A 23,260-nucleotide genomic window follows, 5' to 3' on the forward strand; every position below is an offset into this window, starting at 1 on the left:
TGCAGACACGCAGGCGGGTGGGCTGCGTATCTTCAGGAGGAGGGTCGGAGGCGAGAAGGCGCTGTGGCGCGGGCCCTGGGGCTCAGGCGCCGAGGCTGGGGTGCCCAGCCGCTGCATCTCGATAGCTTTCCATTATCGCACTGTCCTTCCATCGCTGCAGCGCAGGGCTTTCAGCCAGCGGCCGGCTGGCTGAGCCGCGCCAGATGCTGAGCCGCAAATGCCTCGTACCAGGGCAGGCAGCCAGGGTTGGCCATGGTCTGCGGGTTCAGCACCTTGTCGGCGGGCTGGCCCAGCAGCAGTTTCTTGATCGGCAACTCGAGCTTTTTGCCGGTGAGGGTACGCGGCACCTCGGCCACCTGGGCGATGGTGTCCGGAATAAAGCGGGGCGACAGGGCGGTGCGTATCGCCTGCTCGATGCGGCCCTGGATGGCGGCGTCCAGCACCAGGCCCTCGCGCAGCACCACAAACAGCGGCATATAGCTGTTGCGGCCCAGGTACTCCAGGTCGATGACCATCGAATCCTGCACTTCGGGCAGCGCCTCGATGGCGTTGTAGATCTCGCTGGTGCCCATGCGCAGGCCCTGGCGGTTGATGGTGGCGTCGCTGCGGCCATAGATCACGCAACTGCCGTCACTGTTGATCTGGATCCAGTCGCCGTGGCGCCAGATGCCGGGCCAGTGGTCGAAATAGCTGTCCAGGTAGCGCTGCTTGCCCGGGTCGTTCCAGAAGTACAGCGGCATCGACGGAATCGGCCGGGTGCAGACCAGCTCGCCAACCTCGTCGCGCACGGCCTGGCCTTGCTCGTTCCAGGCCTCCACCGCATGGCCCAGCCAGCGGCATTGCATGCGGCCGGGCGCCTGGGGCAGGCTGCGGTTGCCGCCGATAAAGGCGCCACAAAAATCGGTGCCGCCCGAGATATTGCACCAGAACACCTCGCCAGCTCCTGCTGCCTGCAACTGGGCACTGCCCCAGCGCTGCACCTCGGGCGCGAGCGGCGAGCCAGTGCTGCCCAAGGTGCGCACCTGCTGCAGGCCAGGGATAGTACCCACGTCGAGCCCGGCTTTCATGCAGTTGCTGAAATAAGCGGCACCCGCGCCAAAGATGCTGGTGTGGTGGCGCGCGGCAAAACGCCACAGCACGCCCCAATCAGGCTGGCTGCTGCTGCCGGCCGGGTGGCCGTCGAAGATGGTGATCGTCGTGCCAAACAGCAGGCCGCTGACCTGGATATTCCACATCACCCAGCCGGTGGAGCTGTACCAGAGAAAGCGTTCGCCGGCATGGCTGTCGCTGTAGCTGGCGCCCAGGTCGTTGTGCAGCCCCGCCACATGCAGGGCCAGCAAGATGCCGCCGGTGCCATGCACGATGGGCTTGGGCAGGCCGGTGGTGCCGCTGGAATAGACGATCCAGATCGGATGGTCAAACGGCAGCCATTCGGGCTCGAAGGCGGCGACGGCCTGCGCGTCCTGGCCGGTGGTGGCCCAGTTCCAGCTGTGGCTGCCCACCGCTGCGGCGGCATAGGGGCTTTGCACGCGGATGCAGTGCTGCACCGTGGGCAGCTCGGCCAGCAAGGCCTGCACAACGGCGCTGCGGTCCAGCGGCTTGCCGCCGTAGTAGACGCCATCGACGGCGATCAAGGCCTTGGGCTCGATCTGCTTGAAGCGGTCCACCACGGCAGCCACGCCCATGTCGGGGGCGCAGACGCTCCAGATCGCGCCCAGGCTGACGCAGGCCAGCATGGCGACCACCGTCTCGGGGATATTGGGCATATAGGCGGCCACACGGTCGCCCCGGCCAATGCCCAGGCTGCGCAGCGCTACCGCCACCGAGGCCACCTGGCGCTGCAGCTCGGGCCAGGCCATCTCGCGCACCTGGCCGAGTTCGTTGTCGCTGACGATCGCCGGCACCCCGGCCTGATGGGCCGCTGCCGTATGGCGCAGCAGCTGGCGCGGCAGGCTGACCTGGGCGTCGCTGAACCAACGCGCATTCGGCATGGCATCGGCGCTCAGCACCTCGGTGATCGGCGTAGGCGATTCAAGCTGGTAGTAGTCCCAGATGCTGCGCCAAAATGCAGCCAGGTGCTCGACCGACCAGGCATGCATGGCCTCGTAGTCGTCAAAGTGCAGGCCATGCTGCTGGCTGAGCCATTGCGCGTAGTGCTCGATCTGGGGCTGGGGGGAGGGGGCAGAGGTGGTCATGGCAAAAGAAAAAGCGTAGCCAGAGCGTACGCAAAGCGGCGCGCGCTGGCATGGGGGTTAGCACGCAAGCTGTCACCCTGGCAGCAGGGGGCGCTGTTTCTGCTGGGCGCCCCGCCGATCCTGCTTTGCAATGTTATTTTTTGTCAGCCTGCCCAAGCCCTTTGCGGGCGCAGTGCCTGGCGAGCTGGCACAATTCGCGCCCGGGTGCTGACGGGCGCCTTTCGTCTTTTCCTACACAGCGCTTGGGGGCCTGCAGGCGATCATCGCCATGCAGGCTTTGCACACCGTGTGAGGCAGGCAAGGGGCCCCGGGCACAGACCGAGCGGGCCAGGCAAGGCAGAGGGGATGGACGGCGAGGAGCGGGCTTGATGTGTCTGATGGCAGGTGCGCTGCATGCTGACTGCAAGATGCATGCATTTAGGCTGCATTGGTCACAAAATAATGCATCCACGCCGGAACTTAATCGATAGGCTCGGGTTCTCAATCGTCGCGCCCTGGCGCATGGTTGGTATTCCCTGCATGCCCTGGAGACCAGCGGCAATGCGGGGACCGCAAAGCCCGATGGGTCAGCTTTCGTGCCACTTGGCGCGTTAAGCACAGATGTTTAATTCCCAGCAAGCGCTGGTTGGTCAGCCTCCGGGCCTGCACCAAAACAGCGCAACAAATGACACCAAGTCTGGGAGCGCAACGACGGCTGAGGCCCTGTTGCGGTTAGATGGAGATCTTTGGTTTTGTCTGGATTCCGTATGAAATACAACCCTGCGCTCGATGGTATGCGCGCAGTGGCAATCGTCCTGGTGTTCCTGTCCCACGCCCATGCGCCGATGTTCGATGGCGCCTTCTTTGGTGTGGACCTGTTCTTTGTGCTCAGCGGCTTTTTGATCACCTCGCTGCTGCTGAAGGAACACCAGCAATCGGGCCGCTTGGACTTCTGGCGCTTCTACAAGCGCCGCTTTTTGCGCCTGGCCCCGGCCTTGCTGCTGTTCCTGGCCGCCTACTGGCTGTTTGCGCCGCTGATCTGGCCTGGCCTCGATGATGTGAACCAGGACGTCGTGGTCTCGGCCCTGTACCTGGCCGACTACGGCATCGCCTTTTTTGACAGCCCGGACACCTTGCTGCATATGTGGTCGCTGTCGGTGGAGGAGCATTTCTACCTGGTCTGGCCGCCGCTCTTGGTGCTGCTGCTGGCGCATACCGCGCGCAAGCAGCTGTGGCGCCCGGTGCTGCTGCTGGTGGCGCTGATGTTTGTCTGGCGCGCCTACTGGGTGGCCCAGGGCCAGCACTTCTACGAAATCTTCTTCCGCTTTGACACCCGTGCCACCGGCATGCTGCTGGGTAGCGCGCTGGCCGCTGTGGCCGTGCACCGCCCCGAGTGGATGGATGCGCTGCATGCGCGCCAGAAATACCTGCTGTGGCTGCTGCCGGTGCTGCCCTTTGCCGTGATTGGCTACGAGTGGGACGACGCCGGTGCGCTGCTCTGGGGCTTTGCGCTGGTGGAGCTGGTCGCTGCCGCTATCATCGTTGCGGTGATCAAGCAAAAGGGTGTGCTGTTCGATATGCTGAGCCTGCCGGCCCTGGTCTGGGTGGGCAAGATGTCCTACGGTATCTACCTCTGGCACTACCCGGTTGTGCGCCTGCTGCGCGCCCATACCGACTGGCAGTGGGTGGTGATCCTGGGCCTGCCGATCTCGGCCGCGTTTGCCGCGCTGTCCTTCTACACCATCGAGCGCTGGGCGCTGGGCCTGCGCGACCGCGCCAGCAGCAAGCCGGTGGCGCAGCCTGCAGGCTCGCGCACCGCATAAACGGCGGTCATCCCCCACCAAAGCCGGGCCTTGCCCGGCTTTGTTGTTTCTGCATGCTGCGGCTGCATGGTAAAAACGGGCTTTGATAGATACAGGCTTCGCCATGACTTCAGCTTCCGCATCCGCACCTGCACCCGCGCCTGCGTCCGCGCCCATCGCCTCTGCCGATGAGGTGCTGCAATTCTGGCTGGGTAGCGCCCGCCCCTCCAGCAGCGAGGCGCTGCAGCACAAGCAGCAATGGTTCAGCAAGTCCGATGCCTTCGATGCGCGCATTCGTACGCATTTTGGTGCGACAGTGCAGGCGGCGCTAACAGCTGACTTGCCTGGCTGGACCGACGGTGTCTGGGATACGCTGGCCCGCATCATCGTGCTCGACCAGTTCACACGCAATATCTACCGGGGCACGCCCGAATCCTTTGCTGGTGACCCGCTGGCGCTGCAGCTGGCGCTGGGCCTGTGCGACAGTGGCCGGGACCAAGCGCTGCCGGCAGTGGTGCGGGTGTTTGTCTATCTGCCGCTGGAGCATGCCGAGGATGCAGCCCTGCAGCAGCGCAGCGTTGATCTGGCCGCCCGCTTGCGCGACAGCCACCCGGCGCCCGCCGAGCTGCAGACCTATTTGCAAGGCACCTGGGACTACGCGCTGCGCCACCAGGCCGTCATCAGCCGCTTTGGCCGTTTTCCGCACCGCAATGCCATTCTGGGCCGCAGCAGCACGCCGCAAGAGCTGGACTACCTGGCCCAGCCCGGGGCAGGATTCTGAACTTTTAGCGCAAGCACAGTAGCCCTTGTCTCACAGACGCGGGGCTGCTGCGGGCTTACCTTGTAGGGGTAGTGTTTACAACAACCACCCACCAAAGGAAGCCGCGATGCTAGACAAAACCCGCACCCCGCTGGCGCTTGACTCCAAGCGTCTCGATGCCGCCAAGAAAAGCCTGGACCAGGGCGCCGTGCTGCCCAATGACTCGCCCTACCGCGAGGACATCATCCGCCTGCTCAATGATTCGCTGGCCACCGAGCTGGTCTGCATCCTGCGCTACAAGCGCCACCACTTCACCGCGACGGGCCTGGAATCGCCCGCCATTGCAGAGGAGTTCTTGGTACATGCCCAAGAAGAGCAGGCCCATGCCGACCGCATTGCGACGCGCATTGTGCAGCTGGGTGGCGAGCCCGACTTCAACCCCGACAGTCTGAGCGGCCGCAGCCATGCCGACTACAACGACGACATGGACCTGCATGCGATGATCCGCTCCAACCTGGTGGCCGAGCGCGTCGCCATCGAGGCCTACACGCAGATGGTCGACCTGATTGGCGACAAGGACCACACCACGCGCCGCCTGATCGAGCAGATCCTGGAGCAGGAGCAAGAGCATGCCGATGAGCTGTCGGACTGGATGAAAAAGGCCCAGTAAGGGCCACCACACCTGAACCGCAACCGAGTTGCGGTTTTTTTATGCTGATGGAGGAAAAGACGGATGACCGATACCGAAGCAACACGCAAGAACGCCAAGCACCTGCTCTACCTGATGGTGAATGAGGAACTGCTGCGCGCGGGCGATGGTTTGGATGCCGATGCCCTTGGCAATGTGCTGAAGCGCAATGGCGTCAGCGCTGCAGAGCAGCAGCCTGCCATGGACTATGCCTGTGAGCAAGGCTGGTTGCAGAAGGGCGAGAACGGCCAGCTGCAGATCACCGAAACTGGTTTTGCATTGGATTGAGACGTAAAAAGACCACTGCCGGCGAACCGGCAGTGGCTACCAAGAGCACGGCCCAGACGCAATGGGACAAGGTCTGGCCGGGCTACGCACTAGATGCGTTTTCGTTGTGTGGCGGGCATACCCGCTGTAATGTCTCTCAAGCCTCGCCCAATGGCGAAGAGCATGAACATCTGACCGCTCTGCCAGCATCCGCCTGGGAGAGCGGTTTGCTTCACTTATTCGCCGAAGGATTCGCCTTCAGGCAGGGTGCCGGCGACCAGGGCTTCATGGGCCTGCTGCTGCACTTGGGCGCGGCTGAGGCTGGATGTGCGGCTTTCTGCACCGAACGTGTTGATGCGGTCACCGATCACGGCCATCGAGCCATTGCGCTGGGCTTCGCTCACCTGGGCCTGCACGTCGGCGCGGGTCAGGGTGCTATGGGCTGCAGGGTAGGCGGGGTAGTCCGAGCCATTGCCCACGGGGGCGGTGGTAGCGGCGCTGGCAGCACCGGCAAACACCAGACCAGCGGCCATCATCAAAGCGGACATATTGCGTGCAAACATGGTTTCTCTCCACGGACCCGCGCTGCTGGCAAATCACGGATTTGCGCGGTAAGAGCGGCGGCGTCCAAAAAATAGGTTGATTCGAAATTGGGGGAGGGCTGCGAGAGCGGCCTGCGGCCCACTCTCAGCGCCTCAGCGCGGTTGCCCGGGCTTATTCGCCGAAGCTTTCGCCTTCAGGCAGGGTGCCGGCAACGCGGGCGTCGTGGGCGGCTTTCACCACGTCGGCGCGGGAGAGGTTGCTGCTGCCCTTTTCAAAGGCATTGGCTTGCAGCTGGTCGCCCTTGAACAACAGGGTGCCGTTCTTTTGGGCTTCGACAAATTGCGCTTGCACATCGGCGCGGCTCACGGCGCTGGTGGCGGCAACATGGGGAGCAATCGACTGGTCGCCTTCAAAGGGATTGGCCTGGGCAACACCGGCACCCAACATCAGAGCAGCTACACCGGCGATCGAGAAAATACGTGCGTTCATTTTTAACTCCTGGAGAACTCCAGCGACTCACCATGAGGGGCTGGTTCGCTCAACGGGTGGTGCGGTGCACCTTGTGTGGTTCTCGTTGATCGATGTAGTTAGTGTATGCACCGCCCCGCTTCCGATAAATAGCCTAAATCGGAATAGATTGTTCTGAAAAACGATCTAATTTTTTGGCGGCCATGCAATCGTCCCGGCAGGGCCCGGTACGCACTGCTCTCGCTGGAAAGGCGCATACGTAGGAGAATTCCGGCAAACCTGGCGTTTGACTGTGCCGCAGAACTTCTTGGTTAACCCTGTCAGGGTTGACGCGGGGTGTTGGCTGCCACAGCAACCAGATTAGCTATGGATATACGACAGTGACAGTGCTGTCACAGAGGGTTTTGCAGCCGCAGGAGCTGCTGGTGCGCGGCGCTGCGCCAGTCGGGCGGCAGCTGGTGCTTGGCCTGCAGGTAGTGGTGGGTGTAGATGTCCAGGTAGGTTTCCAGGGTCTGCGCCGCGCGCTGGTCGCCGGCCAGATCCAGGCAGAGGGCTGCGACCTCGGCGGTGCAGAAATGGTCGTCGCGGCGCGAGCGCCGCAGCTGGTAGCGCGAGATCTGCTCGGGGTGCAGGCTGAGCACCGGAAAGCGGTCCAGATAGGGGCTCTTGCGGAACATCTTGCGTGCCTCGGGCCAGGTGGCATCGAGCAGGATAAACAGCGGCCTGCGGCCTCCCTCTTGCGGGGATGGTGCTGGCAGCTGCTGCACGGCGCGGCCGGGCTCATGCACAAACTCCTGGGGGAAGACCACATAGGGCTGCCATTGCGGATCGGCCAGCAGCGCTTCCAGCCCAGCATCCCTCTCCGTGCGTGACCAGCCAAAGGCCCAGGTCTCGGCCACCACATCGGCAATCAGCCAGCCGGTGTTGCTGGGCTTGAGTGGCTCGGCATCGTGCATCAGCAGGCATACGCCCGCCGTGGTGGCCTGCGTGGGCCGCAGCGCGCAAAGGCAGTGGCTGGGGCGCAGCCGGCAGCCCTCGCAGCGCTCCCCCTTGGGGCCGCCTCGGGCCAGAAAAGGGCGGGTGCTGCGCTGCAGCCGCTCGGCGCGCAGGCGCGAGACAGCATGGGGGGCGAGGGCGCCAGCGGTGTTGGCGGCCTCGCTGGCAAGGGGGGAAGAGGGCTGGGATGACACGGGCGCTATTGTCGTCGCCCTGCCCAACCAAGCAGCGCAGCGGGATTAGCGCTGCCCTTGGCGCCGCTCAGTTCTGCACTGCTTCCAGCGCAAACAGCGGCACATCGGCGCGCCGGCTTAGCCAGACGCCGCCGCCCAGCTCGGTAAAGCCCTGGGCCAGGCCTCGGCGGTAGAGCTCGGCGCGGTGGCGGTAGAGGCGCGGGTCGGTCAGCGCGTCGTCGATGATGTCGCGCTCATAGTCTTCGCGCGCGACGGCTTCGACATAGAGCGCGCCCCGGCTCAGCCGGCCCAGATTGGCCAGTGCCAGCTTCAGATCGGCCGGGCTCAGGTAGGGCAGCACGCCTTGGCAGATCACCAGGTCAAAGGGCTGGCCATCGGCCGGCGCATAGTCCACGACCGAGCCCTGCTCCCAGCCATAGCGCTGGCACAGGTACTCGCTGTACTCCACCCCGTGGTAGCTGGCCTGTGGAAAGTGCTGTGCAATCGCATCGCGCCACAGGCCGATGCCGCAACCGACATCCAGCACGCGCTGCACCGGCACGCGCACGTATTGCAGGTAGCTGCAGACAAAGGCGCCCAGGCGCGCGGCATGCGCGGGGTCCACCACGCTGGTTTTCTTGTCGAAATAAAAGCGCTGGTAGTACGCCTCGTCAAACCATTGCCTGTCCGCTGATTGCACGCATGTCCTTTATCGATGCAATGCAGCACCACGTTGCATTGCGCAGGCAGTATCGCGCAGATGGCGCACGCGGGTGGGGCACTGCGGTATTGGCAGCGGGCCGGTTCAGCGCGGGATCACGGACAGGTTCTCCGGCACGATCTGCTCCTGGCTGCCTGCCGGGCAGGGGCCGTCGGTGTAGATGGTCTGGCCGCCCAGCTGGCATTTGCGCGGCACGGCTGCGGGCCGTGCCTGGCCGCTGCTGCCGTCGGGCGCAGCGCGCCGCGCCTGGCTGCGCTGCAGCTCTTCAGCGCTGGGTGGAGGAGGAGACGAGGCCTTGCGCCACAGCCCGCTGGCGGCCTGCTCGGCATCACCGATGAGCGCCGGGCCACGCCAGGCGTACACGGCGGCAGCGCAGGCCACCACCAGGGCCAGCCAGATCAGCCGGCGGTAGGCAGGGCGCAGGTACATGGCAGCGGCAATGGAGGTTGGGGCATGGCAGGCACTGTATCAGCCCCCTTGGTAGAAGCGCAAATCCAGGTACAGCAGCAAGAAGGCCAGCAGGCTGATGCCCCGGTTCAAGCGCCGGGCCAGCGGCAGGTAGGCTGCGCTGAAATACCACGGCCGGTGCGCGGGCAGGTGGCGCAGGATGTAGAGCAGCCCCATCTCCTGCATATTGCTGAAGTGCGGCTGGCTGTCCTTCTTGAGCTTTTGGATGATGGCGGCATCGCTGAGCATCACCACCGACAGCACGGTGGCGATGATGACAGCGCCCAGCAGCCACTGTTGCCACGGCTGCGTGTGGGGCCAGTTCAGGCTCAGGCTGAACCAATGGCTCATCATCAGCACGGCCAGCACCGCAAACAAGCGGTAGAAGATGGCGCGCCAGTGTGCAGGGCTGGGCTCGGCTGCATGGCCTTGGCGCTGCGCCTCGCGATCAATGATGCGGGCGAGCAGCCAGGCCATGCCATGAAAGCTGGCTTCCAGCAGCAGATAGATGCCTGCAGCCAGGGCCAGCAGCTGCAGCGGCTCGCCCTTGGCCATGCTCAGCGCTGCTGGCAAGCGGCGGTGACGCCGCTTTGGCACATCTCGCGCTGCGCGCTGTCAAAGATCAGCTTTTTGACGGCGGGCATGTCGACAAAACCACCGATGTCCAGCTGGATGGTCTTGTCAAAGGTGTTGTCGAAGGTGAAGAACTCCAGCACCGCAACGTCTCCCTTTTTGCGCTGGGCCTGGTAGAAGTCCAGGCCACGCTGCACCTCATCCAGCACCCGGGATTCGACGAGGCGCTCGGGCTGGCCTTTTTCGATGTTCTGCCGGGCATCGAACTCCAGCACGCCGTTGTTGCTCGACTCGGTCAGCACCAGAATCTTGCCCTTGCTGCCGATCTTGGCCAGCTCCTTGCGCAGCATCTCGGTGGCCGCCGTCATGCGGCATTGGTAGAGCTGGTCGAGCAAGACCTTGTCCTGCTGCTGTGGCGTGGGGCGGCCCGCAGCCTTGTCGGCGGCACTGGACTGGCGCACAGGGCCATCCTGGTAGAAGGACAGCTGCGCGCGCAGCTCGGACATGGTCGTGTAGGCGCTGATATCGCATTCGCCCCCGCGCACCTGCTTCTTTAATAGCGGCAGCATGTTTTCGTAGAGCCGGTCCTGCAGCGCGGTGGACAGGTAGAAGTCAAAGCCATACAGGTCATAGCCGCGCGGAACGCCGCCGCCGGTGTAGAGGTTGCCGGCATTGTCATAGGTGGTCAGCCGGAACTGCGCGATGTCCTTGAGCCATTGGAGGTCCGCCGCCGTGGCCTGGTCGCCCAGGCTGCTGAGGGTTTGGCGATGGCCGTCGAGGGTTTGCACATAGCGCACGGCCTCCTGGTCCACCATCTTGGCAAACTCGGCATTCACCATGCCGCTGGCAAAGATCACGCCCAGCTTGACGTTCTTGATGCCGTGCTCGCGGAGCATTGTGCGCACCGTGGTGGCAATGCGCTCCAGATCTGCCTTGGGGATGCCGTGCAGATAGGGCTCATCGGCGATGAACACCGTGGCCACCTGGGCCTGGTAGCGCTGGATCACGGCCATGTAGGGCTGCAGAATCTTGCGCGCCTCGGCCTCTTGCGGGATCACCCGCAGCTTGTTGTGCGCCTGGGGCGCCATGGCCTTGTCCTGCCAGCCAGCACTCGCACCGTTGGCATCGACGGCGCGGTAGCGGATGGGGATCTGGTCCAGTGGCTTGCGGCTGTTGAGCACCGGCCCCAGGTCCAGATCCAGTCGGGTGGCCGAGCCTTTGACGGCCTGGAGGTTTTTCTCCAGGTCTTCAGGGCTGTGCACATTGATATGGGCGGTCGCCACCTTGCCGACAAATTCCGGATGTACGCCGGGCGGCGCGAACAGGGCAATCTGGGCATGGCTGTGCGCCCCCCACAGGAGGGCGCTGCAGGCGAGGGCCTGGCAAAGAATGCGGCGCATCAAGGTATCAGCTCACATGCTTGCCAACAATGCCGGCGATCTCGAACATGCTGATCTGGTCCTTGCCAAACAGCGGCTGCAGCTTGGCGTCGGCATTGATCGCGCGCTTGTCCTTGGCGTCCTGCAGGCCGTTGGCCTTGATGTAGTCCCAGAGCTTCTTGATCACCTCGGGGCGGGACGTGGCCTCGCTGCCGATCACGGCCGCCAGCGCGGGGCTGGGGGTCAGCGTCGCAGCGACCTTGCGCGGCGTCTTGGCGGCGGACTTGGTGGCTGTCTTGGTAGCGGTTTTGGCCGCTGTCTTGGTGGCCTTGGCAGCGGTCTTGCTCGCGGTCTTTGTGGCCGTCTTGGTAGCGGTCTTGGCGGCTGCGCCCTTGCGCGGCGGGAACTTGCTGTCGCGCGGCTCGAACTCGAAGTTCACCTTGCCGGCTTCCTTGTCCCAGGCCAGGAAGGCCTTGAAGCTGCGCCGCGTGCGGTTGGAGACGAACTTGTCGAGCAGGTCGGTCTTGCCGGTGGCCAGCAGCTTGGCCATCTGGTCGCGCTCGATGGGCTGCTGCAAGATGATCTGGCCGCTCTTGAAGTCGCAGCTGGGCGTGGGCTGCTGGGCCGTGGGGACGGCCTTGCTGCAGACATAGTTGGCGCCATGCTCGAACACCGGTGCGCCGCACTTGGGGCAGGCGCCCAAGGTGTTCTGGCTGCCAAAGTCCACCAGCTCGCCCGATTCCTCGTCGGACTTGTTGTCCTCGAACAGGAACTCGAACTTGTAGTTGTTGTTGTCCTCGTCGCGCACGATGGCCACTTCGGCGGCAAAGGGCCAGCCGGCCTTGGAGCGGAAGCCGTCGAGCGGGCCGATCTTGCGATCGCGCAGCAGCTGGTCGGCCTCGGCGGTCTCGAAGGTGCGGCCGGCAGGCGATTTGGTGAACGAGAAGCCGCAGCCTTCGCCAGTGCCGCCCACGCCGGTGCAGGCATAGCGGCGGTAGTTTTCCTTGACCACGCCACCACAGTTGGGGCAGGGCGCGGACAGGGTGGCGTAGTCACCGGGGATGGTGTCGCGGTCGTATTCCTTGGCCTTTTTCACCAGGCGCTCGGTCATGGCCTGGATCTCGGCCATGAAGGCTTCGCGCGAGAGCTGGCCCTTTTCCATCTGTGCGAGCTTGTACTCCCACTCGCCGGTCAGGTCGGCACGCGAGAGCTCTTCGACCTGCAGGCCGCGCAGCAAGGTCATCAGCTGGAAGGCCTTGGCCGTGGGGATCAGCTCGCGGCCTTCGCGCAGCATGTATTTTTCGGTCAGCAGGCCTTCGATGATGGCCGCGCGCGTCGCAGGCGTGCCCAGGCCCTTTTCCTGCATGGCTTCGCGCAGCTCGTCGTCGTCGATCTGCTTGCCGGCGCTCTCCATCGCGCCCAGCAGGGTCGCTTCCGAGTAGCGGGCAGGTGGCTTGGTCTTGAGGCCCTTGGGCTCGACCGGGTCGGCCGTGGGCTTCTCGCCGGGCTGCACCGGCACCAGGTTCTGGCCCTTGTCGCCTTCCTTGGCGTCTTCCACTTCGTGGGCCGCTTCCTTGCCGTAGATGGCCAGCCAACCGGGCTTGACCAGCACCTTGCCTTCGGTCTTGAAGTGGTGGTCGTCAATTTGACTGACGCGCGTGGTGACCTGGTGCTCGGCGCTGGGGAAGAACACTGCCATGAAGCGGCGCACCACCAAGGTGTAGAGCTTGTGCTCGGCCTCGCTCAAGGCGCCGGGCGCCTGCGTGGTCGGGATGATGGCAAAGTGGTCCGAGACCTTGCTGTTGTCAAAAATGCGCTTGTTGGCGCGGATGTAGTTGGCGCCAATGGCTTGCTGCGCAAACGGCGCGAGCTGCTGCATATTGCTGTGGGCCAGCATCTCGAAGGTCTGGCGCGCGACGGGCAGGTAGTCCTCGGGCAGCGCACGCGAATCGGTACGCGGGTAGGTCAGTGCCTTGTGGCGCTCGTACAGCGCCTGGGCCAGCGCCAAGGTGGTCTTGGCCGAGAAGCCGAACTTGCTGTTGGCCTCGCGCTGCAGGCTGGTCAGGTCAAACAGCAGCGGTGAGGCCTGGGTGGTGGGCTTGGACTCTTCGGTCACCGTGGCGGGCTTGCCGCGCACGGCCTCGGCAATCGCCTGCGCCTCCTGCTGGCTCCAGACGCGGTCGGCGCGCGCCTCGGCGTCGTCGCTTTTCTTCCAGGCCGGGTTGAACCACTTGCCCGGGTAGGCGCCGGCCTGGGCGTTGAACTCGCCGTGGATTTCCCAGTAGTTGCGGCTGACGAACTTGCGGATCTTTTCCTCGCGCTCGACGACCAGCGACAACGTGGGGGTCTGCACACGGCCCACGGTGGTCAGGAAGAAGCCGCCATCGCGCGAGTTGAACGCGGTCATCGCCCGCGTGCCGTTGATGCCCACCAGCCAGTCAGCTTCGGAGCGGCTGCGGGCGGCATCGGCCAGGCCCAGCATCTGGTTATCGGAGCGCAGCTTGTTGAAGCCGTCACGGATGGCTTGGGGCGTCATCGACTGCAGCCACAGGCGCTGGATCGGCTTGCCCAGGCCCCCCTTGGCACCACCGGCGTATTGCTCGATCAGGCGGAAGATCAGCTCACCTTCGCGGCCCGCGTCACAGGCGTTGATCAGCGCGGTGACATCCTTGCGCTTGGCCAGCTTGACGACGGCGTTCAGGCGCGTCTTGGTCTTGTCGACGGGCTTGAGCTCAAAGTAAGGCGGGATGACCGGCAGATGGGCAAAGCTCCACTTGCCGCGTTTGACATCGAATTCTTCGGGGGCCTGGATCTCCACAAGGTGACCCACCGCGCTCGTCACGATGAAGGTATCGGCTTCAAAGTAGTCGTCGTGTTTGGCAAATTGGCCTGCCACCGGCGTCAGTGCACGAACAATGTCTTGTGCAACGGACGGCTTTTCTGCAATGACCAGGGTCTTGGACATGGGTTCACTCTCATCAAACTGGGGTCTGCCAACACTGTGGGTTGCTGGCTCTCTGAGCACGCTCTTACAATGCACGCTTTACGCGCATGTGCGCGGGCGCCTGCATGTGTACGTGTGCGCACATGCGCATGTGCTTATTTTTAAAGTAGCAGAAAAAATCCCATGCCGAACCATGTTCCCCATTTTTCAACAGGTCGTCGTATCCAGGTACGGCGTTCGGGCGTGCACGGCAGGGGCGTTTTTGCGTTGCAGGATATCGCAGAAGGCGAAGTCATTGTCGAATATGCGGGCAAGGTCATCAGCTACGAAGAAAGCCAGCGCCGCCACCCGCACGACCCGGACCACCCCAACCACACCTTCTTTTTTCAGATCGATGGCGACCGCGTCATCGACGGGGGCGATGGCGGCAACTCGGCCCGCTGGATCAACCACAGCTGCGAGCCCAACTGCTTTGCCGAAGAGGCCGATGACCGCATCTTCATCAGCGCGCTGCGCAATATCAGCGCGGGCGAGGAGCTGGGCTATGACTATGGCCTGATCATCGAAGAGCGCTACACCGCCAAGCTCAAGGCCGACTACGCCTGCCACTGCGGCGCGGCCGAATGCCGGGGCACGATGCTGGCGCCCAAGCGCGGCTGGAAGCCCAAGGTGCCCGCCTCGGATTTACCCGAGCCGGTGCTGCCCAAGAAGCGCAAGGCCAAGGCAGCATCTGCCGATGCGGCGAAGCCCGCCAAACCTGCCAAAGCGGAAAAGCACAAGGCCCAGGCCGCAGACAAGGCCCTGGGCAAGGAAAAGGACAAGGACAGGAAAAAGAGCGACAAGAAGGCCAAAGCCGATAAAAAGACCCAGGGCGCCAAGGCCGCCAAGGCGGGCGCATGAGCGAGGCGCAGAACACGCCGATCCGCTGGCCTGCTGAAGCGATCTGGGAGGCGGTGGAGCCGCAGTTGCCGGGCTTCACGATCGAGGTGCTGCCCAGCATCGACTCGACCAACACCGAGCTGATGCGCCGCGCGCGTGCCGGCCGGCAGGAACCCATCTTGCTGGTGGCCGAGCAGCAGACGGCAGGGCGCGGCCGCATGGGCAAGCCCTGGCGCAGCGAGGTGGGTGACTCGCTGCTGATGTCGCTGGGCCTGCCGCTGGCGCCAGCCGACTGGTCGGGCCTGTCGCTGGCTGTTGGTGTGTCGGTGGCGCAAAGCCTGCAGCCCCAGCTGCCCGAGGCAGGCTCAAGCACTCCGACGATTGGCCTCAAATGGCCCAATGACCTCTGGCTGACCGGCGACCACAAGCTGGCCGGCATCCTGGTCGAGACCGCCAGCTTTGTCTCGGCCCGCACGCATGCGGGTGATGGCCAGCAGCAGGCCGAGCGCTATGTGGTGATCGGCATCGGCATCAATGTGCAGGCCCCGCAGGCCGAGGGCCTGTCGACCATTCCCGGCAGCCTGCAGATGCTCGACAGCCGCTGGGATGCACCGCAGGCGCTGCAGGCCGTGGTGCCGCCGCTGGTGGCCGCCATCCAGGCCTTTGCGCAGCACGGCTTTGCACCGCTGCAGGCGGCCTATGCGGCGCGCGATGCGCTGGCGGGCCGTGAGGTCGGCCTGAGCGATGGCACCGCTGGCCTGGCGCTGGGTGTGGCCGCTGATGGCGCCTTGCGCGTGCAGACTACCGCAGGCGTGGTCGATGTGACCAGCTCGGAAGTCAGCGTGCGGCCCCAGGCGGGCGCGGCCTGAGCGCGCCGCAGGATCAGAGAACTAACAGACGGGAGCGGAGATGATTCGTTTTGCCATCGTGCTGCTGCTACTGGCCAATGCCGGCTACTACGCCTTCTCGCAAGGCATGCTGCGCAGCCTGGGCTGGGGCCCGGAAGACCCCTCCGAGCCCGAGCGGGTGCAGCAGCAGGTCAAGCCCGATGCGCTGCGCATTCTGACCCCGCAGGAAGCCAAGCAGGCCCAGGAGCTGGCCCGCACGGCACCCGCAGAGCCCGCCCCGGCGCCGGCACCGGTGGCCGCCCCCGCGCCTGAGCCCGCTGCTGTTGCGGCGGCGGAGCCGGCCGCCGACAGCGCAGACAAAGCGGCTGCCGAAGCCGACAAGCTCGCGGCCAAAATAACGGACAAAGCGACGGACAAGCCCGCCGACAAGCTGGCAGACAAAGCGGAGAAGCCGGAGAAAAAGGAATGCCTGGTGGCCGGCAGCTTTGACGCCAAGCAGGTTGATGCGCTGCGCCTGCAACTGGCCAAGCTGCCAGAAGGCAGCTGGCGCCTGGACAGCAGCACCAGCGCCGGCCGCTGGATGGTCTATGTCGGCAAGTTCAGCAGCCAGGAGGCGCTGGACACGCGCCGCGACGAGCTGCGCGCGCTCGACATCAGCACCGACCGCGCCCGTATCGCCAGCCTGGAGCCGGGCATCTCGCTGGGGCGCTTCTCCAGTGAAGAGGCAGCCGATCGCCATCTGGCAACCATGGGCAAAAAAGGCGTGAGCGGCGCCAAGGTGGTGGTCGAGCGCCCCGAGGCCCTGAGCTACACCGTGCGCTGGCCCAAGATGGATGCGGCCACCAAGAAGCGCGTGCAGAGCTGGCATGTGATGGACGGCAAGGACCTGCGCAGCTGCTCCTGATGGCAGGGCCGTTCAGCTGGACGGCTGCGGCGCCAGCGTGGTCTGAAAGCACACGCTGAACACCACGCCGCGCTGGGCCTGGCGCGGGTGGGCGTCTTCCAGGCCCACGGTGGCGCCATGCTGGCGCGCGATTTCCTGCACGATGGGCAGGCCCAGACCCGAGCCATCGACCTCGCTGCCCAGCACGCGGTAGAAGGGCTGAAAAATACGCTCGCGCTCTTCCTCGGGAATGCCAGGGCCCGAGTTCTCCACCTGCAGCACGATCACATGGCCAAAGGGGTCGGCCATCAGGCGCACATTGATGATGCCCGGCGCGCTGGCGCTGGACGGCGTGTAATTGATCGCGTTGTCCAGCAGGTTGCGCACCAGCTCGCCCAGCAAGGTGGCATTGCCGTTGACCCAGACCTCGCGGTCATCGACCTGCATGCCGTCGTAACCCATGTCGATGTGCTTGGCCAGGGCCCGGTCAATGCCGTCATGCATCGCGTCGAGCACGATTTCGGCCAGGTTGCAGGGCGTGCGCTGCAGCAGCGCGCTGGGCCCCTCGGCGCGCGCCAGCGACAGCAGCTGGTTGACGGTGTGCGTGGCGCGAATGCTCGAGCGCCCGATCTGCTGCAAGGACAGCTTGAGGTCGTCTTCCTTGGCATCGGCCCGCTGGGCCATCTCGGCCTGCATGCGCAGGCCCGCCAGCGGGGTCTTGAGCTGGTGCGCGGCATCGGCGAGAAAGCGCTTCTGCGTGGCCAGTGAATCGTTGAGGCGCTCGAGCAAGCCATTGACCGAGTCGACCAGCGGCACCACTTCAAGCGGTACATCCTTGTGCTGGATCGGCGAGAGGTCTTCGGACTTGCGCGCGCGGATGCGCTCTTCGAGCAGGTGCAGTGGCTTGATGCCGCGCGCCAGCGCCAGCCAGACCAGCAGCACCGCCAGCGGCAGGATGACAAACTGCGGCAGCATGACGCCCTTGATGATTTCAGTGGCCAGCACGCTGCGCTTCTCGCGTGTCTCGGCAACCTGGATCAGCGCCAGGTTGGGCTCGGGCAGCGACAGCTGCACCCAGATCCAGGCGATGCGCACATCGACGCCGCGCAGCTCGCCATCGCGCAGCTGGACCATGCCGACGCTGCGCTCCAGGTCCTTGGCGGGCATGGGCAGCGCCGATTCGCCCGCGAGGAACATGCCCGACGGCGTGGTCACCTGGTAGTACACCTTGTCGGCGTCGTCGGCGCGCAGGATCTCGCTGGCCGGCAGCGGCAGGTTGAAATAGGTTTTGCCGCCCTGCACCCCCACCAGCTGCGCCAGCGCATGGGCGTTGTATTCGAGCGCGCGGTCAAAGGGCTTGTTGGCCAGGTCCTGGGCCACCAGCCAGGTCAATGCCAGCGATACGGGCCACAAAAGCAGCAGCGGCGTGAGCATCCAGTCAAGGATCTCTCCGAACAAAGATCGCTGCTCGCTGCGAAACAGGGCCAAGGCTGTCCTTGCGTGAATGGGGCCGGGGGCGGCCATCGCCCCGTTGTGGCCGGAGGGTGGGGGTTCAGTGCGGGGCCGGTGGCTGGATCTTCTCCAGGCAATAACCCAGGCCACGCACGGTGGCAATGCGGATGGGGCCCTTTTCTATCTTCTTGCGCAGGCGGTGGATATAGACCTCGATCGCATTGGTGCTGACCTCCTCGCCCCATTCGCACAGGCGCTCGACCAGCTGGTCCTTGCTGACCAGCCGCCCCGAGCGCTGCAGCAGCACCTCCAGCAGGCCCAGCTCGCGGGCCGACAGCTCCAGCATGCGGCCGTCGAACGTGGCCACGCGCCCGGCCTGGTCATAGGCGAGCGGCCCATGCTGGATCAGGCTGGTGCTCATGCCCACGCCCCGGCGCGTGAGTGCCCGCACACGGGCTTCGAGCTCGGACAGCGCAAAGGGCTTGGCCATGTAGTCATCGGCGCCCAGATCAAGGCCTTGGACCCGGTCATCGACGCTCTCGGCGGCGGTGAGGATCAGCACCGGAATCGCCGAGCCCCGGGCGCGCAGCTTTTTGAGCACTTCGAGCCCATGCATGCGCGGCAGGCCCAGGTCCAGAATCAGCAGGTCAAACGCGTTGTTGGCCATCAGGGCGGCATCGGCCTCGGTGCCATTGGAGACATGGTCGACCACGGCGCCGGAGTTGCGGAGACTGCGCAGCAGGCCATCGGCCAGCACCTGGTCGTCCTCGGCAATCAGTATTCGCATGCGGTCTCCTATCGGTGTTGTAGTCGTGATGTGGATGGTGTCAATGATTCTAGGCGAGTCCATGGCCTTGCTGGCCACCTAAGCATAGATCAAAGCGGTTGGGCTGCAAGGCCGTGGTGTGGGGTCCTGAGCCCCTGTTTTTTTGTTGCACAGACGTAAAACCGACCCCGGCGTCATCAAACCGAGGCTGCTCTCACGTAGGATAGCGCCTCGTCTTGACCAGAACACGCAGGCACCCGGCCTGTGGCTGGTGGGGTGTGACTGCAGCAGGTGGTGATGAGACCAGGGCCCAAGGTACAGGTGAGGTGGCAGGCGTCGCAGCGACAGCGCCGCCTGGTGTTGGTCACGGCCTTGCTGGTGTTGACTGCCTTGTACCTGCAGTGGCACCACGTCATTGCGATGCCGGGGCATACCGATGCGCTGCAGTCGGCACCGCGCTCGGCGCCGCCTGCCAACCTGCCGCACTACCAGGTCAGCATCGATGCCAAGGTGGTCAACGGCATTGCCGACAACCTCTCGGGCCTGGCCTTCAACCCCGAGACCCAGACCTTGTTTGCGGTGACCAACCGCCCGCCCCAGATTGCCGAGCTGAGCACCGATGGCCGCTTGCTGCGGCTGGCGCCGCTGCTGGGCGCCCGCGACACCGAAGGCATTGCCCATATCCAGGGCGACTGGTTTGCGATTGCCGACGAGCGTACCAACCGCATCCACTGGGTGCAGTTTGGCAAGGGCGTGACCGAGGTGTCGCTGGAGCACAGCCCCTATGTGCAGCTCAATGACATTGCCATCAAGAATTTTGCGCTTGAAGGCCTGGGCTGGGATGCCAAGCGCCAGCAGCTGCTGGCCGTGACCGAGAAATGGCCCATGCAGGTGCTGGTGATGGATGCGCCGCTGTCCAAGCTCAAGCCGGGACTGGTCGATATGAAGGTCTCGACCTGGGAGGTGCCGGCGGTGGACGACATGCCCAGCACCGACCTGGCCGCCATCGAGGTCGATCCGCGCAGCGGCAACCTGCTGCTGCTGGGGGAGGAATCGTCGGTGCTGTACGAGTACAGCCGCGCCGGCGACCTGCTCAGCGTGATGCCGCTGTGGGCCGATATGGCAGGGCTGGCCGAGCGGGTGCCGCAGCCCGAAGGCCTGGCCATGGACAACAGCGGCAATATCTACATCGTCTCCGAGCCCAACCTGTTCTACAAATTCGCGCGTAAGCGCCGCTGAACGCGGCCAGGCGCAGCCGCTCAGCTGTCGGCCCCATACACCTCCAGCCCCAGCTGGATCACGGTGGCGACCTGCTCGCCGACCTCGGCGCGGAACTCCGCCTCGGCCTGGCTGACGGCACGCTCAAACGCCTGCAGCCACAGCAGGCCGGTCTCGGTAAAGCGCACGGTGCGGGCGCGGGCATCGCGCGGGTCGCGCTCGCGGGTCACCAGGTTCCAGGCTTCGCACTGGTCCACCAGTTGGGCCATCGCCTGCTTGCTCATGCCCGCGCGCGCTGCCAGGTCCACCAGGCGGTCGCCGGCCAGCGACAGGTGGCGGGTGATGTGGATGTGGGCGGCGCTCACCTGGTCACGCTCGGCCAGGTGCGACAGCGCCAGCGGCACGGCCTCGTCCTGGGCCATCAGCTGCAGCACGCGGGCATCAAAACGGCGCATCGCATGGCCCAGCAGGCGGCCCATATGGGTCAGGCGCCAGCTGTCGTCGGGCAAATGGGGCAGAAGAATGGGCATGGCAAGTGGTGCGCAGAAAGCGCAAAACGGTGGAAGTCGCTATTGTGCATATAGTCAACTAAACTGACTAAAAAAGTACTTCTATAAAATATACCCATCCCATAAACTACTGTTCAAGCATCCAGGCTGTATATGCAAACAGCTGGATCTCCAGATCAAAGACATGACCATCAAACGCAAGGAGAAATCCATGAACGCCACCGCCACCAAACCCGAAGCCAACAGCGAAAAAGCCAAGGCGCTGGCCGCCGCCCTGGCCCAGATCGAAAAGCAGTTCGGCAAGGGCACCATCATGAAGCTCGGTGAAGGCGAAGCGGTGTCGGACATCCAGGTGGTGTCCACCGGCTCGCTGGGCCTGGATATTGCACTGGGCGTTGGCGGCCTGCCGCGCGGCCGGGTCATCGAGATCTACGGCCCGGAGTCCTCGGGCAAGACCACCTTGACCCTGCAGGTGATTGCCGAGATGCAAAAGCTGGGCGGCACTTGCGCCTTTATCGATGCCGAGCACGCGCTGGACACCAGCTATGCCCAAAAGCTGGGCGTGAACCTGGGCGATATCCTGATCAGCCAGCCCGACACCGGTGAGCAGGCGCTCGAGATCGTTGACAGCCTGGTGCGCTCCGGCGCGGTGGACCTGATCGTGGTCGACTCGGTCGCGGCCCTGACCCCCAAGGCCGAAATCGAAGGCGAAATGGGCGACCAGTTGCCCGGTCTGCAGGCCCGCCTGATGAGCCAGGCGCTGCGCAAGCTCACCGCCACGATCAAGAAGACCAACTGCATGGTCATCTTCATCAACCAGATCCGCATGAAGATCGGCGTGATGTTCGGCAGCCCCGAAACCACGACCGGCGGTAATGCACTGAAGTTCTACGCCTCGGTGCGCCTCGATATCCGCCGCACCGGCACCATCAAGCGCGGCGATGAGGCCATCGGCAACGAGACCAAGGTCAAGGTGGTCAAGAACAAGGTATCGCCTCCGTTCAAGACGGCCGAGTTCGACATTCTGTTTGGCGAAGGCATCTCGCGCGAAGGCGAAATCCTGGACATGGGTGTCAATGCCCGCATCATCGAGAAAAGCGGTGCCTGGTACGCCTACAACGGCGAGAAGATTGGCCAAGGCCGTGACAACTCGCGTGAGTTCCTGCGCGAAAACCCCGACCTCGCCATCGAGATCGAGAACAAGGTGCGCGAGAGCCTGAACATCAGCCTGCGCCCCGCCGAAGACGGCGTGGTGGACGGCCCGGTAGCGCCCGGCACCGAAGGCTGATCGCTGCTGAAGCCTGAGCGCTGAGATAGCTGCTTGTGCACAGATGCTGTGCGCAAGCAGCTATTTGTTTTATAGCAATGAGAACGCATGTCTTTTAGCAAACTCTCCCTCAAAGGACGTGCGCTGCGCTACCTGGCGCAGCGCGAGCATTCGCGCGCTGAGCTGCAGGGCAAGCTCGCGCCCCATGTGGAAGAGGGCGAGGACCTGGCGGCCATCCTCGACGAGCTGGAAGCCAAGGGCTTTCTGAGCGCCGCGCGCTTTGTCGACAGCGTCATCCACACCAAGGCTGCCCGTTACGGTGCCAACCGCGTGCTGCAGGAGCTGCGCCACAAAGGCGTGGATGCCCCGCTGATCGCCGATGCCCGCGAGCGCCTGCGCAGCACCGAGCTGCAGCGCGCCCGTGAGGTCTGGCAACGCCGTTTTGGCACGCCGCCCGAGAGCCCGCAGGAGCGGGCCAAGCAGATGCGCTTTCTGGCCAGCCGGGGTTTTGGCGGGGATGTGGTGCGCCAGGTGCTGCGCGGCGGGGATGGCGATTAGCCGCTGAACAGCACCCCGCTGGGCTGTGCCATGCGCGGCCCGCAAAGCCCCAGCCCCGCAGCCTGTGCCCCTGCTCGGCGACAATGGCGGCCATGAGCACTGCCGAACAGCCCAATAACCCCCTCCATGGCCTGACCCTGGAGCACATCCTGAACGAGCTGGTCGCGTACTTTGGCTGGGAAGAGCTGGGTGAGCGCATCCCCGTGCGTTGTTTTTGCCTGGACCCGAGCATCAACTCCAGCCTGCGTTTTTTGCGCAAAACGCCCTGGGCGCGCGAGAAGGTCGAGGGCCTGTACCTGTTCATGCTGCGCGAGAAAAGGCGCAGCGGCGCCTGAGGCCGCGTTGCCCGCAGTGCGGCGGCGCCCTTGCTGTGCAGCGCTGTCCTACCCACAGGTGTGCTGCCAAGCGATAGCCTAGACGTCTGTTCCGCTTGACGCAGGAGACCGACGATGACCACAAAAAATACCGTATGCCTCTGGTACCAGGGCGATGCGCTCGATGCCGCGCAGTTCTATGCCCAGACTTTTCCGGACAGCGCCGTGGGCGCGGTACACCGCGCGCCGGGTGACTACCCCGATGGCCGGCAGGGCGATGTGCTGGTGGTGGAGTTCAACGTGGCGGGCATTGCCTGCATAGGGCTCAACGGCGGGCCGCATTTTCAGCACAATGAGTCCTTTTCCTTCCAGATCGCCACGGATGACCAGGCCGAGACCGACCGCCTGTGGAACGCCATCGTCAGCCATGGCGGGCAGGAAAGCGCCTGTGGCTGGTGCAAGGACCGTTGGGGCATCTCCTGGCAAATCACGCCCCGCATGCTGACTGCAGCCATGTCCGACCCCGACCGGGCCGCAGCCAAGCGGGTGTTCGAGGCGATGATGGGCATGACCAAGATCGATATTGCCGCGCTGGAAGCGGCACGCAAAGGCTGAGCATTCAGCGCGGGCG

At 64.6% G+C, this 23,260-nt stretch carries 24 protein-coding genes; 12 read left to right on the forward strand and 12 right to left on the reverse strand.

Features of this window, described 5'->3' with window-relative positions; translation table 11 throughout:
• Positions 1-170: 170 nt before the first annotated feature.
• Positions 171-2,195 (reverse strand): acetoacetate--CoA ligase, encoded by a 2,025-nt coding sequence (locus WH303_RS00080; protein WP_339515927.1) that lies wholly within the window; start codon positions 2,193-2,195, stop codon positions 171-173.
• Positions 2,196-2,941: 746 nt separating this feature from the next.
• On the opposite strand from WH303_RS00080, the gene WH303_RS00085 reads away from it, so the two are divergent.
• From WH303_RS00085 to WH303_RS00100, 4 genes are all read left to right on the forward strand, one after another.
• A complete protein-coding gene (locus tag WH303_RS00085) occupies positions 2,942-3,997 on the forward strand; it encodes an acyltransferase family protein (protein WP_339515929.1) in 1,056 nt (351 codons plus the stop codon).
• Positions 3,998-4,100: 103 nt separating this feature from the next.
• Complete coding sequence (locus WH303_RS00090) at positions 4,101-4,757, forward strand: DUF924 family protein (RefSeq protein ID WP_339515931.1); 657 nt, start codon at positions 4,101-4,103, stop codon at positions 4,755-4,757.
• 106 nt (positions 4,758-4,863) lie between these two features.
• Positions 4,864-5,406, forward strand: coding sequence for a ferritin-like domain-containing protein (locus WH303_RS00095; protein ID WP_021026510.1), 543 nt, complete (start codon positions 4,864-4,866; stop codon positions 5,404-5,406).
• Between the two features lie 63 nt (positions 5,407-5,469).
• Positions 5,470-5,712: a hypothetical protein gene (locus WH303_RS00100; RefSeq protein WP_021026511.1), complete on the forward strand. Its 243-nt coding sequence runs from the start codon at positions 5,470-5,472 to the stop codon at positions 5,710-5,712.
• 215 nt (positions 5,713-5,927) lie between these two features.
• Here WH303_RS00100 and WH303_RS00105 read toward each other — a convergent pair whose 3' ends face one another.
• The 8 genes from WH303_RS00105 to WH303_RS00140 form a co-directional block, all read right to left on the reverse strand.
• Entirely contained in the window at positions 5,928-6,254 is a 327-nt protein-coding gene (locus WH303_RS00105) for a DUF4148 domain-containing protein (protein WP_021026512.1), read from the reverse strand.
• 151 nt (positions 6,255-6,405) lie between these two features.
• Entirely contained in the window at positions 6,406-6,723 is a 318-nt protein-coding gene (locus WH303_RS00110) for a DUF4148 domain-containing protein (protein WP_148293124.1), read from the reverse strand.
• Between the two features lie 371 nt (positions 6,724-7,094).
• Positions 7,095-7,892 (reverse strand): tRNA-uridine aminocarboxypropyltransferase, encoded by a 798-nt coding sequence (locus WH303_RS00115; protein ID WP_339515951.1) that lies wholly within the window; start codon positions 7,890-7,892, stop codon positions 7,095-7,097.
• A 67-nt stretch (positions 7,893-7,959) separates the two neighbouring features.
• Positions 7,960-8,571, reverse strand: coding sequence for a class I SAM-dependent methyltransferase (locus tag WH303_RS00120; protein ID WP_339515953.1), 612 nt, complete (start codon positions 8,569-8,571; stop codon positions 7,960-7,962).
• Positions 8,572-8,676: 105 nt separating this feature from the next.
• Positions 8,677-9,021, reverse strand: a complete 345-nt coding sequence (locus WH303_RS00125; RefSeq protein ID WP_339515955.1) for a hypothetical protein — start codon at positions 9,019-9,021, stop codon at positions 8,677-8,679.
• 39 nt (positions 9,022-9,060) lie between these two features.
• Positions 9,061-9,594 carry a hypothetical protein gene (locus WH303_RS00130; RefSeq protein WP_339515957.1) on the reverse strand — a complete coding sequence of 178 codons (534 nt, stop codon included), beginning with the start codon at positions 9,592-9,594 and terminating at the stop codon, positions 9,061-9,063.
• 2 nt (positions 9,595-9,596) lie between these two features.
• Positions 9,597-11,012 carry a hypothetical protein gene (locus WH303_RS00135; RefSeq protein WP_339515959.1) on the reverse strand — a complete coding sequence of 472 codons (1,416 nt, stop codon included), beginning with the start codon at positions 11,010-11,012 and terminating at the stop codon, positions 9,597-9,599.
• A 7-nt stretch (positions 11,013-11,019) separates the two neighbouring features.
• Entirely contained in the window at positions 11,020-13,956 is a 2,937-nt protein-coding gene (locus tag WH303_RS00140; protein WP_339515961.1) for a DNA topoisomerase III, read from the reverse strand.
• Between the two features lie 162 nt (positions 13,957-14,118).
• On the opposite strand from WH303_RS00140, the gene WH303_RS00145 reads away from it, so the two are divergent.
• From WH303_RS00145 to WH303_RS00155, 3 genes are read left to right on the forward strand one after another with little or no spacing between them, the layout of a single operon-like run.
• Positions 14,119-14,835 (forward strand): SET domain-containing protein, encoded by a 717-nt coding sequence (locus tag WH303_RS00145; protein WP_339515962.1) that lies wholly within the window; start codon positions 14,119-14,121, stop codon positions 14,833-14,835.
• Positions 14,832-15,683: a biotin--[acetyl-CoA-carboxylase] ligase gene (locus WH303_RS00150; RefSeq protein WP_339515964.1), complete on the forward strand. Its 852-nt coding sequence runs from the start codon at positions 14,832-14,834 to the stop codon at positions 15,681-15,683. The genes WH303_RS00145 and WH303_RS00150 overlap by 4 nt, the downstream gene beginning before the upstream one ends.
• A 40-nt stretch (positions 15,684-15,723) precedes the next feature.
• The gene (locus WH303_RS00155) at positions 15,724-16,566 is read left to right on the forward strand and encodes an SPOR domain-containing protein (RefSeq protein ID WP_339515966.1); all 843 of its coding nucleotides are present in this window, start codon (positions 15,724-15,726) and stop codon (positions 16,564-16,566) included.
• Between the two features lie 12 nt (positions 16,567-16,578).
• On the opposite strand, the gene WH303_RS00160 is transcribed toward WH303_RS00155, so the two are convergent.
• A complete protein-coding gene (locus tag WH303_RS00160) occupies positions 16,579-18,033 on the reverse strand; it encodes a sensor histidine kinase (RefSeq protein ID WP_339515968.1) in 1,455 nt (484 codons plus the stop codon).
• Between the two features lie 64 nt (positions 18,034-18,097).
• The gene (locus tag WH303_RS00165) at positions 18,098-18,784 is read right to left on the reverse strand and encodes a response regulator (protein WP_021026639.1); all 687 of its coding nucleotides are present in this window, start codon (positions 18,782-18,784) and stop codon (positions 18,098-18,100) included.
• Positions 18,785-19,060: 276 nt separating this feature from the next.
• On the opposite strand from WH303_RS00165, the gene WH303_RS00170 reads away from it, so the two are divergent.
• Entirely contained in the window at positions 19,061-20,002 is a 942-nt protein-coding gene (locus WH303_RS00170) for an SdiA-regulated domain-containing protein (RefSeq protein ID WP_339515971.1), read from the forward strand.
• Between the two features lie 20 nt (positions 20,003-20,022).
• Here the strand turns inward: WH303_RS00170 and WH303_RS00175 are convergent, their stop codons facing one another.
• Positions 20,023-20,511, reverse strand: a complete 489-nt coding sequence (locus WH303_RS00175) for a MarR family winged helix-turn-helix transcriptional regulator (RefSeq protein WP_021026637.1) — start codon at positions 20,509-20,511, stop codon at positions 20,023-20,025.
• Between the two features lie 190 nt (positions 20,512-20,701).
• Between WH303_RS00175 and recA the strand changes: the two genes are divergently transcribed.
• The 4 genes from recA (at position 20,702) to WH303_RS00195 (ending at position 23,244) form a co-directional block, all read left to right on the forward strand.
• Positions 20,702-21,778, forward strand: coding sequence for a recombinase RecA (gene recA / locus WH303_RS00180; RefSeq protein ID WP_339515973.1), 1,077 nt, complete (start codon positions 20,702-20,704; stop codon positions 21,776-21,778).
• A gap of 87 nt (positions 21,779-21,865) precedes the next feature.
• Positions 21,866-22,315, forward strand: a complete 450-nt coding sequence (recX, locus tag WH303_RS00185; RefSeq protein ID WP_339515975.1) for a recombination regulator RecX — start codon at positions 21,866-21,868, stop codon at positions 22,313-22,315.
• An 83-nt stretch (positions 22,316-22,398) separates the two neighbouring features.
• Entirely contained in the window at positions 22,399-22,650 is a 252-nt protein-coding gene (locus WH303_RS00190; protein WP_116926050.1) for a VF530 family protein, read from the forward strand.
• 114 nt (positions 22,651-22,764) lie between these two features.
• A complete protein-coding gene (locus tag WH303_RS00195) occupies positions 22,765-23,244 on the forward strand; it encodes a VOC family protein (RefSeq protein WP_339515980.1) in 480 nt (159 codons plus the stop codon).
• The last annotated feature ends 16 nt before the right edge of the window (positions 23,245-23,260 follow it).

The organism is Comamonas sp. MYb69 (assembly GCF_037479315.1).
Taxonomy (GTDB): domain Bacteria; phylum Pseudomonadota; class Gammaproteobacteria; order Burkholderiales; family Burkholderiaceae_C; genus Comamonas.